Origin of the sequence: Streptomyces sp. NPDC002588 (assembly GCF_040295925.1) — a bacterium.
Lineage (GTDB): Bacteria > Actinomycetota > Actinomycetes > Streptomycetales > Streptomycetaceae > Streptomyces.
The window spans coordinates 119,426-136,040 of sequence record NZ_JBEOWF010000010.1; the positions used below are offsets into that span (position 1 = coordinate 119,426).

Annotated in this window: 12 protein-coding genes and 2 pseudogenes; 6 read left to right on the top strand and 8 right to left on the bottom strand. The window is 67.8% G+C overall.

The genetic code is table 11. From position 1 onward, the window contains the following. The first annotated feature begins 325 nt into the window (after positions 1 to 325). On the top strand, positions 326 to 1,051 hold the full coding sequence (locus ABT057_RS13725; protein WP_352343164.1) for a glucose 1-dehydrogenase: 726 nt from the start codon (positions 326 to 328) through the stop codon (positions 1,049 to 1,051). A 698-nt stretch (positions 1,052 to 1,749) separates the two neighbouring features. Next, positions 1,750 to 2,891: pseudogene (locus ABT057_RS13730) on the top strand (IS630 family transposase). A gap of 17 nt (positions 2,892 to 2,908) precedes the next feature. Here ABT057_RS13730 and ABT057_RS13735 read toward each other — a convergent pair. Then, positions 2,909 to 3,535 (bottom strand): helix-turn-helix domain-containing protein, encoded by a 627-nt coding sequence (locus tag ABT057_RS13735; RefSeq protein ID WP_352342987.1) that lies wholly within the window; start codon positions 3,533 to 3,535, stop codon positions 2,909 to 2,911. 110 nt (positions 3,536 to 3,645) lie between these two features. On the opposite strand from ABT057_RS13735, the gene ABT057_RS13740 reads away from it, so the two are divergent. From ABT057_RS13740 to ABT057_RS49180, 3 genes and pseudogenes are all read left to right on the top strand, one after another. Further along, on the top strand, positions 3,646 to 4,344 hold the full coding sequence (locus ABT057_RS13740; RefSeq protein ID WP_352342989.1) for an alpha/beta hydrolase: 699 nt from the start codon (positions 3,646 to 3,648) through the stop codon (positions 4,342 to 4,344). Positions 4,345 to 5,039: 695 nt separating this feature from the next. Further along, positions 5,040 to 5,555 (top strand): SRPBCC family protein, encoded by a 516-nt coding sequence (locus ABT057_RS13745; RefSeq protein ID WP_352342991.1) that lies wholly within the window; start codon positions 5,040 to 5,042, stop codon positions 5,553 to 5,555. A 25-nt stretch (positions 5,556 to 5,580) separates the two neighbouring features. Then, positions 5,581 to 6,340, top strand: a pseudogene (locus tag ABT057_RS49180) (winged helix-turn-helix domain-containing protein); the annotation flags it as partial. A 154-nt stretch (positions 6,341 to 6,494) separates the two neighbouring features. On the opposite strand, the gene ABT057_RS13760 reads toward ABT057_RS49180, so the two are convergent. The 3 genes from ABT057_RS13760 to ABT057_RS13770 form a co-directional block, all read right to left on the bottom strand. Continuing rightward, positions 6,495 to 6,647 carry a hypothetical protein gene (locus ABT057_RS13760; protein ID WP_352342994.1) on the bottom strand — a complete coding sequence of 51 codons (153 nt, stop codon included), beginning with the start codon at positions 6,645 to 6,647 and terminating at the stop codon, positions 6,495 to 6,497. Positions 6,648 to 6,955: 308 nt separating this feature from the next. Then, complete coding sequence (locus tag ABT057_RS13765) at positions 6,956 to 11,479, bottom strand: caspase, EACC1-associated type (RefSeq protein WP_352342996.1); 4,524 nt, start codon at positions 11,477 to 11,479, stop codon at positions 6,956 to 6,958. Then, the gene (locus tag ABT057_RS13770) at positions 11,479 to 11,895 is read right to left on the bottom strand and encodes an effector-associated constant component EACC1 (RefSeq protein WP_352342997.1); all 417 of its coding nucleotides are present in this window, start codon (positions 11,893 to 11,895) and stop codon (positions 11,479 to 11,481) included. The genes ABT057_RS13765 and ABT057_RS13770 overlap by 1 nt, the downstream gene beginning before the upstream one ends. 89 nt (positions 11,896 to 11,984) lie before the next feature. On the opposite strand from ABT057_RS13770, the gene ABT057_RS13775 reads away from it, so the two are divergent. After that, on the top strand, positions 11,985 to 12,683 hold the full coding sequence (locus ABT057_RS13775; RefSeq protein WP_352342999.1) for an alpha/beta fold hydrolase: 699 nt from the start codon (positions 11,985 to 11,987) through the stop codon (positions 12,681 to 12,683). 198 nt (positions 12,684 to 12,881) lie between these two features. On the opposite strand, the gene ABT057_RS13780 is transcribed toward ABT057_RS13775, so the two are convergent. From ABT057_RS13780 to ABT057_RS13795, 4 genes are all read right to left on the bottom strand, one after another. Beyond that, positions 12,882 to 13,421, bottom strand: a complete 540-nt coding sequence (locus tag ABT057_RS13780; protein ID WP_352343000.1) for a YbhB/YbcL family Raf kinase inhibitor-like protein — start codon at positions 13,419 to 13,421, stop codon at positions 12,882 to 12,884. A gap of 81 nt (positions 13,422 to 13,502) precedes the next feature. Further along, positions 13,503 to 14,546 (bottom strand): carbon-nitrogen hydrolase family protein, encoded by a 1,044-nt coding sequence (locus tag ABT057_RS13785; protein ID WP_352343001.1) that lies wholly within the window; start codon positions 14,544 to 14,546, stop codon positions 13,503 to 13,505. Between the two features lie 82 nt (positions 14,547 to 14,628). After that, positions 14,629 to 15,711 (bottom strand): enolase C-terminal domain-like protein, encoded by a 1,083-nt coding sequence (locus ABT057_RS13790; RefSeq protein ID WP_352343003.1) that lies wholly within the window; start codon positions 15,709 to 15,711, stop codon positions 14,629 to 14,631. A gap of 8 nt (positions 15,712 to 15,719) precedes the next feature. Further along, positions 15,720 to 16,523 (bottom strand): class II aldolase/adducin family protein, encoded by an 804-nt coding sequence (locus tag ABT057_RS13795; RefSeq protein WP_352343005.1) that lies wholly within the window; start codon positions 16,521 to 16,523, stop codon positions 15,720 to 15,722. Positions 16,524 to 16,615: the final 92 nt, after the last annotated feature.

Consider the following 16,615-nt stretch of genomic DNA (forward strand, 5'->3'; position numbering starts at 1 on the left):
CCTTGAATCCCGGCTGCCTGCCCGAGGGTGATGGAGGCGGCAGGGCATACGGCTTCCGCCCGGAAGGGCAGTGGAATCCGAGAAGCGGGGACCGGAGCGAGGCCGAGGGCCGGGGCAGATGTGACCGCCACGCAGCCTGCCCAAACGGCCAGGCGGGGGAGTTGCTTGGTTACCTGTCAATTAATGATCGGCAGTTTTGGACGTCAGTTGCCTGCTCGTCGACCTTCGCGCTCGGCGAAAGCACCCATGCAACGGCAGTGGCACCAGTACGTTCGAACGTGCCAGATCGTCTTCTCGCCGATGAGGAGGAACAGTGCTGAAGGGTATGGCTGCTGTCGTCACAGGGGGATCCCGAGGCATCGGTCGGGCAATTGTCGAACGGCTGTGCCGCGACGGGGCAGACGTGGTCTTCAACTACGCCACCAGTGAGGAAGCCGCAGCTGAGGTTGTACGCGCCGTACAGTCGAACGGCGGCAAGGTTCGAGCCATGCGCCTGAACCTGAAGGAGCCGGATGCGCCGGAGCAGCTGATGGAAGCCGCCGAGGCGCATCTCGGCGGCCTGGACATCCTGGTGAACAACGCTGCGATGACATTCACGCCGGCCCCGTTCGCCGAGACCGAGACGGAGGTGTTCGACAGCGTGATGGCGGTCAACACCAGGGCGGTCTTCCTGACAATGCGTTACGCGGCCAGGCGGATGCGCGACGGCGGCCGGATCGTGAACATCTCGACGCTGAACACTGTGCGGCCGGCTCCAGGCATAGGGCCGTACGCGGCCAGCAAAGGCGCGATCGAGCAGCTGACGGCGGTGGCTGCCCGGGAGCTCGGGCCACGCAGCATCACGGTCAACGCCGTCTCTCCCGGTGCGACCGACACCGAGCTACTGCATGGAACGAATACCCCACAGGCTCTCCAAGCGGTCATCGGCATAACACCTCTTGGTCGACTGGGTCAGCCGTCCGACGTGGCCGATGTCGTCGCGTTCCTCACTGGCCCGGACGCCCGGTGGGTCACTGGCCAGAACCTGCTGGCGACAGGCGGCCTGGCCTGATGGCCCGGCTGGGCCATCGGTCGCGAGACGCTTGACGCGCGGGGAGGAGGCACTCGACGGCGTTCACCACGGCGGCGCGGCGGGCTGCTGCGGAGGAGCTCGGTGGCCCTTTCTGCGGCTGCCGCGCTGATGTCGGGCGGCAACCCGGAACTGCTGGAACTGATACGGCGTCACGCGCTTGCCCCGGGTTCAGCTCCTCATCGACACGCTGCGTCGGCTGGTCTCGGTGATCATGCGCTCGACGCCGGGGATGACGGTGTAGGTGTGGTCGATTTCCGTACGGCGTCAGCGACTTGCCGAAATTCTCCGTGATCTTCTTGCCGTCCTTGTCGTACAGCCAGTCGCCGTCGCCGACCAGGAGGCGGACGTTGGGCGCCCGCGAGGCTGGAGACGTTGCCGAACTTCTCCGTGTACCTGAAGGCGGACCGCAGGGTGCCGAAGCCGCCGGCCGACCAGCTCTCGATGCCGCGGCCCTCCCGGGGGGGCAATGGGGCGGGGGGCGCGTCGATGTGCGGGGCGCCCTTGCGTACTCGTCGGGCAGGTACAGGGCGTAAGCGGCACACGTGCCCCGGCCGAGGCACGGTTACGGAAAGACGCGGTGCTCGCCGAGTGCGCTGGTGTGGATGCAGGGGTCGACCCAGGCGATCCGGGGTGGTCATGCTCATCGGGTCGTGGTCGGCGTCGTAGGTGCCTCCGATGTGGCCCGTGAGGTACCTGACGACGAGGGCAGGCGGTTGCTGCGGATCATCCGCAGGGGCACCGGTTCGGTGGTGACCTGGCGGCGGGCCCAAATGGTGCTGCTGTCTGCTCAGGGCATGCCGGTGGCGAAGATCGCCGAAGTGACGTTCACCAGCGACGACCGGGTCCGGGACGTGATCCACAACTCCAACGCCGACGGCTTGGACTCGCTCCACCCGAAGTACGAGGGCGGCCGGCCCATGACGTTCACCCTGCCCGAACGCCGGGAGATCAAGAAGATCGCCAAGTCCAGGACGGCTGAGTACGGCCTGCCGTTCTCGACCTGGAGTCTGGTCAAGCCGGCCGACTTCCCGGTCGCCGAAGGGGTGGTCGACGACATCATCCACGACGGCCTGCGCATCCTGCTTCGCGAGGAAGGCGATTCCTTTCAACGCGTGAAGACCTGGAAGACCTCGCGTGACCCGGGCTACGCGACCAAGAAGGCCCGCGTCGAACACCTCTACGGCATCGCCGACGGCGAGGTCATACCCGAAGACGGCGAGCCCGAAGTCGTCTTATGCATGGACGAGTTCGGCCCGCTCAACCTCCAGCCCCATTCCGGCAGGCAGTGGGCCGAACGCGGCGGACGGCACAAGGACCCCGACCGCGAGCCCAGGCCGAGACGGCGGGGGACCTACACCCGCCCCTACGGCGTCCGGCACCTGTTTGCCGCCTACGACCTGGGCAAAGACCGGCTCTACGGCCACATCAAGCCGAGGAAGCACCGCACGAAGTTCCTGGAGTTCTGCCGCTACCTGCGCAGCCTTCACCCGCCCCAGATTCGCATCGCGATCGTGCTCGACAACTTCTCCCCGCACCTGAGCACGAAGAAGGACACCGGAGTCGGCGACTGGGCCGAGGCGAACAACGTCGAGTTCGCCTACACGCCCCCCAACAGTTCCTGGCTGAACCGCATCGAGGCGCAGTTCACCGCCCTGCGCTACTTCACCCTCGACGGCACCGACACCCCACCCACAAGGCCCAGGGCAGCATGATCCGCCGCTGCACCATCTGGCGAAACGGACACGCCGCCGACAAGTGTCTCCGCACCGGGATCAACAGGGCGAGCGTCGTTTGGCGCAGCGCCAGGGCTGCATCGTGACGCCCGCCGCCTGTCAGTTACTGCGTACTGCCGTCGTCGAGTCCAGCGATGACTCTGACGTCCGCTTCGGACATGCCCAGAACCTTGGCGATTTCCTGGGTAAGAAGCGGCTCCGGGTTATACCTTCCGCTGCGAAGCATGTGGATGGTGGACATCGATCGTGCGGTTTCCCTTGCCATCCTCTTGACCGGAATCCCGCGCAGGTCCATCAACCCGGTGAGCACCCTTGCGAACGGATGTGGCTCCAGCCGCCCAGCAGGGGCAACGGCAGGACCGAGGACTACGTCGTCGATCTTGGCTTGAAATCGGATCAGTCGGTCACCCGCAAACCCGACCTTCGCGACGAACGGCAGGCTCTCGTCCCCGCCGGAGCCGACCGCGCCCGGCACTGACACCTCAGTGAACCTTGAAGGGTGACTGTGGTGATCACTCCCGATCTCCAGGGGAAGGCCCGGCTCGACGTGGCTGACCTTCCAGTCGCGGTTCCACCAGGGGAGATCCTGCAGCACCTCGTTGAAGAAGGGGGGCAGAACAGTGAGATCCACCGGGTCCGGAGGGTTCTTCTGACCTCCCCAGATGATGTCAGGCCAGTACGTCAGTGCCGCGATCACGTCCGCCGTCAGCGTGCGGTTGGCAATCTTCATGTCCGCACTCTCCCACCGGTCAACAGAGCATTCTGCCGCGACCAGGCAAACGTTGGCTGACGCGGCACTAGGATCACTGGCCTGACGCCGACCTGAGGAGGCGGGCGAAATTGGCCGCCGTGGTGCTCGTTCACGGCCTGTATCATCGTCCAGAGCACTTCGCCGTGGTGGCAGAGCGCTTGCGGGCTGCGGGAACCCACGTTGTCGTTCCCGGGCTTCACCGGGGCTCGTTGCCCGACGACACGGCCGTGGTCCAGGCCGCCATCGACTCGCTGCACGAGCCTCCGATTGTGCTTGGTCACTCCTACGGTGGGTCAGTGATCACCGGGGTGCGCGGAGCGGGACACTTGGTCTATCTGGCGGCATTCGTGCTGGACGCCGGTGAGAGCGCGGCCAGTCTGGGTGGTGCGTCCCCGCAGCTCTTGGATGCGATCAGCCCTGAGCCCGACGGCTCGACCAGCCTGCACCCCGACCGGGCTGTCGACCTCCTCTACGGCGACTGTCCCGAACCTCTCGCCGCCCGGGCGGTTGGCCTCCTGCGTGCGCAAGCCCCTGGCTGCGGGCGAGGAGTCCCAGAGCACCACAGCTGGAAGCACGATCCCTCCACCTACGTCGTCTGTGGACAGGACCGGGCCATCGCCCCGGACCTGCAGCGGAAGATGGCCTCGCGCTGCACTAACGTGCGCGAGTGGCAGACAGGCCACTCCCCGTTCATAGGACAGCCCGATCTCATCGTTGAACTCCTGCAGGACCTGCTAGCCACCAACACCCCGCGCAGCCGGGATGAAGGAGTCACAACCACTCGTTGATGGCCGCGACGAGGACGGTCGCTTCGTAGCGGACGGCGGGTTTCTCGTAGCTGGTGGCGCCGCGCGGTGGCGCTTGAGGTGGTTGATCCCGCACTCAACCGCGTGGCGCTCCTTGTAGTCGGTCTTGTCGAACTGTGGCGGACGGCCGCCGTGGGAGCCGAGGTTCTTGCGGTTGCGGCCTGGCCGGCCTTGTCCGGAATGGTGCAAGGGATCCCGCGTCGCCGCAGGTAGGCGCGGTTCCTTCGAGAGGCGTACGCCTTGCCAGCCCGGACGCGATCGGGGCGAGTGCGGGGCCTGGCCTGCCCGACGCGGGGCACGCGGATCGCTTTGAGGACGGGCTCGAACTGCGGGGGGTCTCCACACTGTCCAGCCGTGATGACGATCGACATCGGTTTCTGGCCCGCTCGACGGCCAGGTGCAGCTTGGTGGTCAGGCCGCCGCGCGAGCGTCCGAGGCCATGGTCGTCCGGCTCGGTGGTGATGCCGCCGGGCGGCTCCTTTTGCAGGTCCCCCCTTTGTGCGTGCCGGCAGCGTGCCGGCGGGCCCGGCAGACGGTGGAGTCGACGTTGATGTCCCAGGTGATCAGGTTCTTTGCGTCGGCCTGGGCCTGCAGCTCGGTGAAGATCTGTTTCCCGGTGCCGTCGCGCTGCCATCGCCGGAAAAGGTCATACACGCGAGCCCCTGAAAGGCACCCCCATGACCACGCAGAACGCGATCAACTGGCCCGAGAAGTACCTGCCCGGCACCGGCGACAACTTCGTCTCCAACGAGGTGATCGTGGCCGGTGCGACCGCGGCGAACGTATGGCGCTACCTCATCGACACCTCCGAGTGGGAGGGCTACTACGACAACGTCGCCGACATCTCCTTCCCGCAGGGCGGCGGCCCCCAGCTGAAGGACGACCTCGTCTTCAGCTTCGGTACCTTCGGCCTCCCTCCGCTGGACGCCCACGTCGTGGAGTTCCAGGCCCCGGCCGACGGCGTCCCCGGGCGTCTGTCCTGGACCGCCAAGCAGGACGGCACCCTCGAGGAGCGCCTCGACGTGCTGCACGCCTGGCTGGTCGAGGACCTGCCCGGCGGCCGGGTACGGATCCTGACCCAGGAGACCCAGATCGGCCGGCCCGCCGCGGCCCTGGCGGGCGAGCGCCCCAACCCGATGCTCAACGGCCACCAGGCCTGGCTCGACGGACTCGTCTCCGCCGCCTCCAAGTAACTGAGGTCGGCTCTTCAGAGTGACGTGGAGGAACGAAGGGTCGGAGGCGCTGACCTCCCGCGGGCCGGCGGGCGACGCGCCCGGCTTTCGCCGTACTGTCTGGCCCGGCTGGCCGAGTACCTCGACCAGGGGCCGACCGCCCAGGGCTGGGCTGAGGACCAGATGTGGACCGACGGCCGGGTGGCCACGCTGATCGGTGGAAGTTCCACATCTCCTACAGAGTCTCGGGCGCGACCCGGCTCATGCACAGCCTGGACTTCAGCCCGCAGATACCGGCGCGGCGGATGGCCGAACCCGACGAGCAGACCATGACCGTCTGGACGGAGGCGACCTGGTCGGAGGTAAAAGCGCCCGGGCGGCCTGCGGGGGCTGGATCTGCTCCGAGGACGAAGCGGGTTTCACCCGTCGGCCGCCCAGAGGCCGAACCTGGTGACGGCGCGGGACCACACCGGCCGTGACGGTCGGCGGTCGCCGCTCTGGACGGCTGTCGGTGACTGGTCTGATTGCTCTCCGCCCGGGGTCGCGGACGTGGTCGTCCCACCGACTGCGTGCACACGCCGACCGGAAAGGCGAGCGCCGCAGCATGGGCGAGCGCGACTGCATCGGGTTGCTCGATGGCATCCACCGCCTGGTCAAGGCGCCGATGGCCGGTGCGGGACCGGTTGAACACCCATGTCCCGCACACGATGCGCGAACTGATTGCCGCGCGGGAGTGGCTGACGGTGTTCCTGCAGTCGGCCTATGCACCCGAGCTGAATCCGGTCGAAGGCCCGTGGGCGCACGTTACTGACTTCGGCTCGTCAGGGTGAACCTATGCGCTGGTCCTGCTGACCCTGATCACGTCTAAATCAGTCCTCGCTATCGAGTCCAATACGCCGCCTGATGCGGCTTCGAAGGACCCGGTCCATGATGACCATGCTGGTCACGTCTCGTCGGTCACTACTTCCCGGTGGAGCTGCCAATGTCGGCCTCGGTGAGGATGTCGATCTTGACCAGGTGTTTCAGCTCGGCGTGGGTGTCTTCGATGTTCTTCGGTAGCGGTTCGTGGTCGAGGGCTTCGCAGACGTCCCTGGCCCAGCGGTCCGGTCGCATTGTTGAAGATGATCAGGAGTCGGTGTCTGCAGATCGCCTGGACGGTGAAGTCGACGGGAGCATTCCGCTGGTTGGTGATGCTGCCGCTCCAGCCTGCGGCATCCCCTTGCGGGATTCGTCCACGATCGCTGGACTGTGACGTGTTGCCGCTTCCGACCTGCCCGGCGGGGGAGCAGACCGCCTCGATCGCCGGATTGTTGAGGGCGGAGACCAGGTCGTCGGCGACGCCGCCACCGGCCGAGACGATGACCGCCGCAGCGGCAGCCGTGCAGGCGGCGGTACGACTCTGCGATCCGGCTGTTTCGGAGTCAACGGCCGGCGGGAATGGCCGATGGCAACAGCTCGAGCGGGAGCCCGGTTGGCGTCGCCGGGGCGGAGGGAAGGTTTGTGCACACTCTGCTGAAGGGAATGTCGGGCGCAACGTCCGCCCACTGCTCCTGGATGGGGTTGGACCCGGCCAGGCGGCAGGCACGGCCGTCCGGGTCACGGACGGCTGCGCTGAGCGGGGCGATTCGCCATGTCGTGACGGTTTGGGTGTCGTAGGTCAACAGGCTGGAGCCATCGGCGGAGAAGGCGACCTCTCTCAGACCTTCGTCGAGATCGACGTGGGCAAGCGTGTGCGGGCTGGACGGTATGCCGACATCCCACAGCAGTGCCTGGTTCTTGCTGCCGGGTCCTGCGATCATGCGGCTGTCGGGACTGAATGCGAATTGGCCATAGTCTTCGGTGTCAGGCAACCGGCTCAGATAGCGCGGCTTGCTCGGCGACGAGATGTCGAACAATAGGATGCCGCGGCCGAGCGAGTCGAACAGCAGCAGTCGGCTGTCTGGACTGACGGCGGCTGCGTTCCCCATGAGTCGCGAGTAGTCACCATCTGGGTCGGGAAGCGTGGCCAACCGTCGGGGAGAACGCGGATCCGTCACGCTGTACAAGTCCGTACCGATGGCGAGCAGTTTGCCTCCGGGGATGAAGAGCGGGTCTCCGCCGTGGAGTTCTGCCTGTTTGATCCGTGTCATGCGCACCGGCTTACCGCGACGGGAGATGTTCCACAGGGTGGTGGGGTGGTGGAGGACGTTCGCGGCCATGAGCGTGCCGTCGGGCGAGAACGCCAAGCCTGGCACGGCGGCTTCGTCTGTGTCGATGTGAACCCGCGCCCACTGCTTCGGGTTGCCGGGGTCGGACACGTTCCAGACGGTTGTGGTCCCGGTCTGCTCGGTGATTGCCAGGAGACGGCCATTGGGCGAGAAAATTTCCTGAGTCTCGAGGCGGTACCAGTCGCCGACGGGAATCGTCGCGGTGGTGTGGCTCGTCTGAGGGCCGTTCAGCGAGATGAGGCTCATCTGCTTTTCCCCGGTGGCCAGGGCCAGCAGTCTGCCGCGCGGGTGCAATGCGTGCGGGAATACGGGCATGACCTGGCTGGCGTACTTTACGGGTGTGCGGGGTGCCACCTGCCCGGTCCTCTGCGGGGTGAGCCGGTCCGTGATCGTCCAGAAGTAGAGCTGGCCGGCCGGGTCTGCGGTGACCACGCTGCCGCCATCGGGAGAAAAGGCGGCGCTTTGGGCCTGCTGGCCGCTGAAGGCGGCTGCTCGCACCGGTTCTTGCCGGGCTGAGACATCCCACAGGATTGCGGTGCGGTCCGTACTCGCGGTGACCAGGTAGCGTCCGGCCGTGTCGAAGGCGACCGACGTCACCGGCCCGCCGTGTGCGCTGAGGACGGCCACTCGGTTGGGATGAGCGGGATCCGACAGATCCCACAGGCGTGTCTGCGCGTCCTGTGAGCCGACCGCCAGCCTCGTTCCGTCCGCGCTGAAGGCGGCAGTCTGGGGAGCGTCGCCGGTGCCGGGGAGCTGTCCCAGTCGGTGCGGTGCGGAGGGGTCGGCCACGTCCCACAGCTCCACTATGCCGTCCTGCCATCCCAAGGCCAGTAGATGGTGTCTGGCTGAGAAGGTGATCGTCTGGATGCTGCTCGGGCGGGTCGGGAAGGACGCCACCGAGCGGGCATGGCCGGAGCCGTGACCGGTGGCCCACAAAGTGGCCGGCCCGAATCCGACCGGTGCTGTCACCAGCAGTGTGCCGTCGGTACTGAACCCCGCGGCTTCCAGGCCCCGCACCAGGCGCTGATAACCTCGCGGCTTGGGTTCCGACCGGTCGGTGAGGGAGAATCGGCCGAGGATGCCGTTGCCTGCGATGAGCATCATGGAGTGATCGGAGACCCAGGTCCATGTGAGTCCGAAGCCTTCCGTGTACGGACTCGGCGCCACGTCCGCGACGCGCTGCACCTGGCTGGAACCGATCGCTCTGAAGATCTCCGCGGTACCGATTCCCGTACCCATCACCAGTGTCCGCCCGTCCGGACTGTAAGAAAGCGGTGATCCCCCGGTCGTCCCCGCCTGTGCCGAGCCGGAGAACTGCGTTCCGCTGAGCACATCGAGCAGTGTCGCGCGGCTTGTTCCGTCTCCGCCCGTACGATGGTAGGCGGCGACTGCCAGCCACAGCGCGGCCCGGGGGTCCGAAGAGATCTCGGCGCGTGCCGCCGCCTCCAACTGCCGTGTCTGCGCCTCCAGTTGCCGCGTCTGTGCCGTCTTCCTGTTGTGCTGGGCGACGGCGTTGCGCTGCAGCGCAATCCCTCCTGCCACCAAGGCCATGACCAGAGCGATGACAACAGCGCCCAGTGACTGCTTCAGCCTACGGGCACGAGTGAGTTCCCGGGTGCGCTCGGCGTCCTCCGCGGCACGGCTGGCCTTGAGGAACTCGGCGTCCAGCGGGCGCAGAGGCCTGCGCCTGCCCTCCTTGAGTGTCCAGTCCTCCGCATTGGCCAGTCGGACGCCCCGATAGCAGTAGGCCTGTTGACGGCCTGCGCGCTGCCACTCGTCCGCTGCGTCCGCCAATTGCTGGCGGGTCACCAGCCCGGCCCGGTCCTCGGCTATCCATTGACGCAGTCTTGGCCACGCCCGGAGCAGGGCTTCGTGGGAGATCTGTGCACCTGTCCGGTCCCGGGTGATCAGACGGACATGCACCAGCCGGTCGCCCACCAGACGCACCAACTGGCTCTGCAGGACGGAGCGACCGTGCGTCAGCTCGTCGAAGCCCGCACGACGGCGTACCGCCTCTCCACTGCCGGAGCGTACGAGCACCATGCTGAGCAGGAGATCGCGCAGGACCTCGCGGCCCGGCTCGGCCAGTTCCTGGTAGATCCTCTCTGCGGTCTCGGTGACCGAGTCCCAGATCCCGCCCGTGTCCGCATAACCGGCCAGCGTCAGTGTCCCGGCGCTGCGCCGGAGCCATGTCTCGCGCAACGCGTGGGCGAGAAAGGGAAGTGCGGAGCCCAGATCGCGGTGCCCGCCTTCCCGCAGGTCCCGCAGCAGCAGATCGGTCAGACCGTGTTCGAGCTGCAGGCCTGCGGCACGGGCAGGCTGCTCGATGGCGGCCCGTACGCCGTCCTCGCCCAACGGGGGCACGATGACCGACCGGTCGCGCAGCGCTTTGACCAACGCGGGGTGAGACAAGCAGTTCCCGTAGTGGTCGGCGCGCATCCCGAGGACGACGCGGGGCCCGTGTGCACCGCGGTCAGCACACAGAAGCCGGATGAAGCGCTCCCGTTCGGCTGCGTCCTGGCATTGTGTGAAGACTTCTTCGAACTGGTCGATCACCAGCACCTGGCACTGGGGACGTCCAGCGACAGGACCCGGTAACCGTCCGGCCGCCAGCTCCGGTTCGACCTCGGCGTACGACCGGCCCGTGGCCTGTGCCCATCGCTCCCCGAACGCGCGCATCGGCTCCTGGCCTGGGGAGGCGAGCAGGATGACGGGCCAGGGCGTCAACGCGTCCGCCTCGTACTTGCGTTCGAGGCCGGCCAGCAAGCCGGCGCGCAGCACGGACGACTTGCCCACTCCGGAGGGGCCCAGCAAAACCAGCGGCGAAGCACCGGGGGGCTCGCAGACCTTGCCGAGGAGATCGGCGACCAGATCGTCCCGGCCGAAGAACCGGTCGCTGTCCTCGGCCTGGAAGGGTTCCATGCCTGGATACGGGCAAGGGAGGTCGTCCGTCGGGTGAGGGGAGTCGGGGGGTGTCCGCAATGGCCTGCGATAGGCACGGTTGGCGGCGATGACGAGTTCGCCTGCGCGGTCCTCGCTCAGACGGTGCGGGCGCACGGCCGTATCTTCAAAACTGCGGTCCAGTGCCGCGTACAGGTAATCCAGGGTCATCCAGGCGGGTGCGGCCGGATCCCCGTGTTCGAGCAGTTCCAGCACCGCGCCGGAGAACACTGTGAAGCGTTCGCCCGCAGGAGCGAACGACAGCGCGTAGTCGGAGGCAGAACTGAGCAGATAGCTGCCCTGGGGGCGAGCACTGGCAAGAGCTTCGTTCCGGCGGCCGCGCGAGGCTGCTTCCGCGAGCCCGGAAAAGCAGCAGTCCAGGACAACAACGGCACGAGCTGGACAGGTGCTGAGCAGGTTCCGGATCGACCGATACGGCACCGAGTGGGCGACCCGCTCGTAGGACTGGCTGGAATGCGTGGCCAGGTACAGCTCGTCCTGAGGACCGAGCAGGCCGTGTCCGATGAAGTAGAACAGCAGCAGCCCTCGCGCGGTGGACGCCGCGTGTTCCACGGCTTCGACGACGACTCCGTCGTCCTCCGGATCGAGCAGCAAGGTGATACGCGAGGTGTCCATGCCGCACACTTCATGCAGGACTCGGGCCACGTTCAGCGCCGTGTCACCCACGCTGGGCAGGTCCTCCAGGGCGGAGGCCTTTCTGTGATGGCCCGTCCCAACCACGACGGCATACGCCGACTCACCGGAAAAGTCGCTGGTATGGCGCATCGAGTGCGGCATCACCCTTCCCGGGTGTCCTGCTGTGGGCCTTCCACGGTGCTCTGCTGAAGTTCCAGCGACGAAGCGACTTTCAGCACCAACTCGGACACCTGGCTGGCTGTCAGGTCCTTGACCCCCTCGGTGGTGACGGTGAACTGCGCACCATCGGGCCGGGTGAGGGTCACCGTCTGCTTGCCGGCACGGCTGCGCACCCAGGCTACGACCGCACTCGCCAGTACGGTGGCCACTCCACCCGGAACCAGCAGAGCCGTGATGACTTCAGTCGACGCACCCATGGCGCCCGGGCTCGGCGTCCCTCCGGCACGAGTGATCACCCCGCGCAGATCACGCTGCCGGCCCAGCCACGCCCTGAGGTCATGCGTGGCCCCGGCACTCGCTCCCGGCTGCTCGTCCTGAGCAGTGATTGTCAGCAACATCAGCCGCCCCCGCCTAATACCGGCTCCGAAAACGCTCCCATGATAGGGCGCCGGGAACACGGGAGGCATGACCTCACGACATCAGAGCAATGCGATCTGGGTCGGGGTGGACATCGGACGCCTCCAGCTGGAGTGCCGTCGTCGAACGGCTTCAGCGGCAAGGCCACCATGTCATCGCGCCGGCCCTGCCCCTGCGCGGGCTGACCAGCGATGCCGCCTACATCCGCAGCGTCCTGGACAGTATTCCGGGCCCGATCGTGCTTGTGGGCCACTCGTACGGCGGCGCCGTCATCAGCGTCGCCGCAGCAGAAGCTTCTCGGGTCGAAGCCCTCGTCTACATAGCCGCGTTCGTTCCGGACATCGGCGAAAGCGCCTTGGAACTCACCGGCAAGTACCCCGGCAGCACCCTGGCTCAGGCCACCTCCACCCAGTACTGCCCACTGCCCGGCGGCGGCCAGGGCGAGGAGCTGGTCATCAAGAAGGAACTGTTCCGGGAGCAGTTCGCGGCCGGAGTGCCGACCACCACCGCTCAGGTGATGGCCGTGGGGCAGCGGCCCATCACCCTGGCCGCGCTCCAGGAGAAGTCCACCGCTGCGGCATGGAAGCAGATCCCCAGTTGGTACCTCGTGGCCACCGAGGACCGCAACATCCCTCCGGCTGCCGAGCAGTGGATGGCCGAACGCGCCCACGCCCACACCGTCAGGGTCCGCGCACTCCACGCGGTCGCCGTGAGCGACCCGGGCCCCGTCACCGAACTGATCGTGCGGGCCACCCGCTCAGCCGGCTGAACGAGCCCCCTCCCCGTCCGGATCCCGTCACGACCAGGAAGACGGCGGAGCTGGTGAGTGGGCTCAGCACTGCCTGCGGGACGGGTTGCGGCTCGGGCACGAACACTCCTCATTCTTCGGCGGACACGGAGGCCGGACTCGGTCAGCCTCTCATCCCGAGCCACTGCCCGGCGGCATGGCGGCATGGCGGCCTGGCGATCAGGCGGGGGTTTCGGCGGTGGCGGTCAGGACCGCGCGGCCGAGGATGTGGCGGGCCATGGTGAAGCCGAGGAAGGCCGAGCTGGTATCGGCCGGGACACCGATGTTCTCGACAGCGAGGGCGTGCACCACGAAGACGTAGCGGTGCGGGCCGTGTCCGGCCGGCGGGGCCGCGCCGATGAAACGGCCGGTGCGGGCGTCGTTGGGTACCTGGAAGGCGCCCTCGGGAAGGTTCGAGCCGGTGTCGTCGCCGACGCCCTCGCGCAGGTCGGTGACGGTGGCGGGGAGGTCGGCCACGGCCCAGTGCCAGAAGCCGGAGCCGGTCGGGGCGTCGGGGTCGTACATCGTCACGGCGTAGCTCTTCGTGCCCTCGGGGGCGCCGCTCCACGACAGCTGCGGAGAGACGTCCTTGCCGCCCGGGACGCCGAACAGGCCGGACATCTGCTCGATGGGCAGAGGGGCGCCGTCGGTCAGAGTGGTGCTGGTGACGGTGAAGGTCGCGGCCTCGGGGAGGCGGGCGAACGGGTCGTTGGCGCTCATTGCCTTGTTCCTTTCACGGAATCAGTCGTACATGGGGGAGGGGGGAGGGTGGGACGGTCACCCAGTGCCACCCTCCCGTGCTCAGTCCGCCACCGCCGTGTCCGTGCCGGATTCGGCCGGCTCGGTGGCGGCGATGGCGGGTCCGGGTCCTGTGACCGACGCGCCGCCGGTCGGGCCGACGAGCTGGACCGCGTGGGTCGCGTTCGGGTTGAACATGAGGGTGAAGACGTCCGGGCGGGAGTAGTGACCGGCTGGGTCGTAGGCGTTCTTGGCGATCGAGAGGAGGGCGAAGTCGAGGTCGGCGTAGAGGATGCCTTCCTCGGTCTCGGGCAGCGGCTTGGCGAGTTCGCTGCCCTCGGGGCCGTAGATGCGGGTGAATCCGCCGCCCTGCAGCAGGAGTTCCTTCTTGGCGTCGGTGTCGCAGAACAGTTCCTGGGCGGCCTGGCCGACCGTGGCACAGGGTGCGAGGACGAAGGTCTGGCCCTCGACGGCGTACACCAGGCTCACGGCGGTGTTCACCTCGGGACCGAGCGCCGTCGCCTTCCCCCGGTAGACGGAGAAGCTGGGCCAGGAGGCGACGTGGATCTGCTCGCCCTTGCTGAACATCGTGTACTTGGTCAACGGCTGCATGTTCTCGGCGCAGTTGAGCGCGCCGAGCCGGCCGAGTCTGGTCTCGTGGACCTGGATGTCGCTGCCGTCGCCCTCGCCGTAGACGGTGCGTTCGGCGTGGGTCGGCTTGAGCTTGCGGCGCACGGAGAGGATGCGGCCGGTGTCGTCGATGGTCGCCTGGGCCATGTAGAGGCTGCCGGTGACGGTGCGTTCGGCGAAGCCGAGGACGACGAAGATGCCGTGCTCGGCGGCGGCCGCCGCGATGCGGGCCAGGTGTTCTCCGTCGCGGGTCATGGAGTTCTCCGCGTAGCGGGGGACGTACTGCATGCCCGCGAGGGGGGAGTCCAGCCAGATCCACCACGGATAGCCGGGCAGGAACACCTCGGGGAACGCAACCAGTTCGGCCCCGCCGGCCGCGGCCTGGGCGATGAGGTCCACGGCGTGGGCCACGCCGGCGTCGAGGTCCAGCCACTTGGGTTCGGCCTGTACGGCCGCTACGCGCACTACGGAAGACACGTCTCGTACTCCATTCGATCAGGTGTGCAGGTGCGAGCGGTGTCCTCCAGTGCGGGTGGGTGACGATCCGGCTCGGGAAGTCTCAGCAGCTGAAGCGCGCCACGGCCTCCTCGTCCCAGGTGATGCCGAGTCCGGGTCCTCGCGCGGTGATCGTGCCGTCGACCGGCTGTACGGGTTCGGCCAGCAGCGGGCCGGCGAAGTCGAGGTGTTCCAGCCAGTGGGCCGTCGGCGTCACCGCAAGGGTGTGCGCGCTCGCCTCCGGGAAGAGGTGGCTGGACAGCGGGAGCGAGGCCGCGTCGGCCTGGCCCATCGCCTGGATCCAGCCGGTCACCCCGCCGATCTTCATGATGTCCAGCATGCAGAGATCACTGGCCCGGGCCGCGACCGCGTTCGCCATGCCGCGCGGGAACCACCAGTTCTCACCCGTCTGCACGGGGACGGGGGAGGCGCGGCGGACAGCGGCGTGACCGTGGAGGTCGTCGGCGGGTACCGGCTCCTCCACCCAGGTGAGGTCGTACTCGGTGAGGCGGTTGATGCGCTTCACGGCCTCGGTGGGGGTGAGCGACTGGTTGTAGTCGACCATCAGCGCCACCTCGGGGCCGATGATCTCCCGGACCTCCCGTACGACTTTCACGTCGTCCTCCGTGGTCCGGCCGGCAAGCTTGATCTTGATGCCGCGGAATCCGCGGGCGATCGCCTTCTCCAGGACCGGGCCATCCTCGGCCGGGTCGACGACGCCGTAACTGTCGTACGACTGAAGGGGTTTGGGCTCGCCGCCGAGGAGGGTGACGACGGGGAGCCCAGCCGCCCGGCCGAGGGCGTCCCACAGGGCCATGTCGAGACCGCCGACCACCATCCCCACGAGGCCCTGCCACCCCAGGAGCTTGAAGCGGCGGTCGAAGGCGCGCATGCGCTCCGCCGGAGCCACGGACTTCCCGACAAGCTCGGGTCCGATGTCGGTGATGAGGCGGACCAGAGAGCCCAGGGTCCGGTCCGTGTATCCGAAGATGTACGACCGGCCGCGGACCCCCTGGTGGGTGCCGACGTCGATCAGGACGAGCGGTGCCGTGGGCACATCGCCCACCGCTGTCCGGACCGGCCGGGACAGGGGGACGTCGACGGCGCGGGCCCGGACCGACCGCGTAGTGAGCTGCTCGCTTCCCATGGGACGGCTCATTCCGCGTACGACGGATTGGTGCGGTCGAGCATGCGGCGCAGGGCGGCCCAGTCGCGGCCGTGGATGAAGGCCTCGTTGGACGTGTCGAACTGCCGGGCGGTGTGCTCGGCGATCTCCTCGTCGCACTCGATCACCGTGCCGCCGGCCTGCGCGGCGATCTGGATCTGGCAGGCCAGTTCGAGGTAGTAGAGGTCCTCGAACGCCGAGCGGACGTCCTTGCCGGTGGTGAGCAGGCCGTGGTTGCGCAGGATCAGCGCCCGCTTGTCGCCGAGGTCGCCGACCAGCTTGTCCTGCATCGCCTCGTCCAGCACGATGCCGCCGAAGTCGTGGTAGGCCAGCCGGCCGTGGAACCGCATGGCGTGCTGGCTGATGTCGAGCAGACCGCGCGGCTGTGCCGCCACGGCGGAACCGGCCTTGCTGTGGGTGTGCAACACACACGCCGTCTCGGGACGGGCCCGGTGGATGGCGGAGTGGATGAGGAAGCCGGCTGGGTTGGCGCCCGACTCGGGGCCGTCCAGGACGTTGCCCGCCAGATCGACCGTGACCAGGTTCGACGCGCAGACCTCTTCGTAGAGGAGACCGAAGGCGTTGATCAGGAACCGGTCGTGAGTGCCGGGCACCCTGGCCGAGATGTGGTTGTAGATCATGTCGGTCCAGCCGTACCGGGCGATCAGCCGGTAGCAGGAGGCCAGATCCACGCGCACCGCCCATTCCTCCGCGCTGACGCGCTCCCGGACCGTGGGGTCGGGCAGGGCGATGCGGTCCCAGGTGGGACTGGCCGGGTGAGGGGATGTGATCATGCGAGATCCTTCCCGAGCATGCGATGGAAGGGCCTGTAGGCGGCCGGTACGGCGAGCGGGGTGATTCACCGCTCGTTGTCCGAAACGCTACG